Annotated in this window: 2 protein-coding genes; both read right to left on the reverse strand. The window is 48.3% G+C overall.

From position 1 onward, the window contains the following. A partial coding sequence (locus GY683_RS02490; RefSeq protein ID WP_297287239.1) for a phospholipase D-like domain-containing protein occupies window positions 1–1,013 on the reverse strand: 1,013 nt, incomplete at its 3' end. 169 nt (window positions 1,014–1,182) lie between these two features. Next, window positions 1,183–1,569, reverse strand: a 387-nt coding sequence (locus GY683_RS02495) for a lytic transglycosylase domain-containing protein (protein ID WP_297287240.1), incomplete at its 5' end; no start/stop codon positions are given.

Here is a 1,569-nt window from a genome sequence, read left to right on the forward strand (position 1 = left end):
AACAGCACCACGCCGCCATCAGTCGGCACAAAATAAGGCGAAACAATAGTCAAGGTGCTATTAGCCTTTTGAAAATAAGGCGCAATCTGAGACGTGACAGTATCCTCCCATTCCTCATCCACACGCATGGGATTATCACTGATCAATCTGGCATCCGTCCAATAAAATTCAACCATGTGATGAATCAGTTTGCTGGCATAATCCGACTGGCTAAGCTCATCGATGTACTGCTTGGTGGCTTTTGCGTTAATTGGCTTAGCGCTGATGGCAGCGGGCTTGGTATGATCTGGAATGATCGCATCGGCAGGATAAGCGCGTTCGCTCGCCCAATAACGATCAAAATCTTCATTCAGCGCTGGCATCACCTTACCAACCACCGCCACATCCATGTCAGCGAACATCATGCCATCGCCTGCACCAAAATATTCATCGCCGACATTGCGCCCACCCACGATCGAGATTGCGCTATCAGCGGTGAATGATTTGTTATGCATGCGCTGATTAAGCCGATCAAAATCATTCAAAAAACCAATCCAGCGAAAACGGCGATGCATGAACGGGTTAAATAACCTCACCTCGATATTAGTATGATCATCCAGCGCCTTAATCACACCATCCATGCCCGCCATGCTGTTATCATCGAGCAGTATTCGCACGCGCACCCCACGATCGGCCGCTGCGAATATCCGCTGAGTCAGCAGCGCACCTGAGATGTCATTCTTCCAGATATAATAACGAATATCGAGCGAATGCTTTGCCGTCTCCACCAAGGACAATCGCGCCACAAAAGAATCAAGACCATTGGCAAAAGGATAAACGCCCGTCTTATCAGGATGCTGACTTGTCTCTTGCATGATGTGATGGACAAGCAAGCTTGATTCATCCATGGGCAGCGTCATGGATGGTGTACGCGCATCATTCTGTGGCAGTGGTCGATAGCTTAGCATGGCAGCCATGACCAGCAATGCTAATAGCGATACAACCGTCACCGCCATGTATTTTATAATTTTCATAAACCTAAAAATATCTTAAAACACACTCATCATAAAACATTCACCCAATAAAAACCACACAAAATAATGACCCAGGTGGATAAAACGCCAAGCGGCGAAACCACCAATTCAAATAAATAAAAACACCGCTTATCATAAACGATGTTTTTGCTATCACTGCTAATTTTACTTAGTATCTGGGCGATACCGTACCCATGCGCTGACTGATGGGCGTTGGGTTGCCAAGTAGCGTACTATAAATCGTTGCATTCTCCATGACATGCTTCACGTAATCACGCGTCTCACTGTACGGAATGGCCTCGACATATTGATCAGCGCCAATCGGACCGTGGGTAGGTAGCCATCTGCGCGCCGCGCCTGGTCCTGCGTTATAGCCTGCGGTGGCCACGGCAATTTGATAGCCTGATTTGCCCGCCAAATCACTTAAGAACCAAGTGCCGTAACGAATGTTCGCATCAGGATTGCCCATGTCACCTGTGCGCTCGCCAAGCCCACGCGCGATTTGGTTTGCGGTACCTGGGATGATTTGCATCAAGCCTGAAGCAGCAGCGCCAGA

The organism is Moraxella sp., assembly GCF_024227015.1.
Lineage (GTDB): Bacteria > Pseudomonadota > Gammaproteobacteria > Pseudomonadales > Moraxellaceae > Moraxella.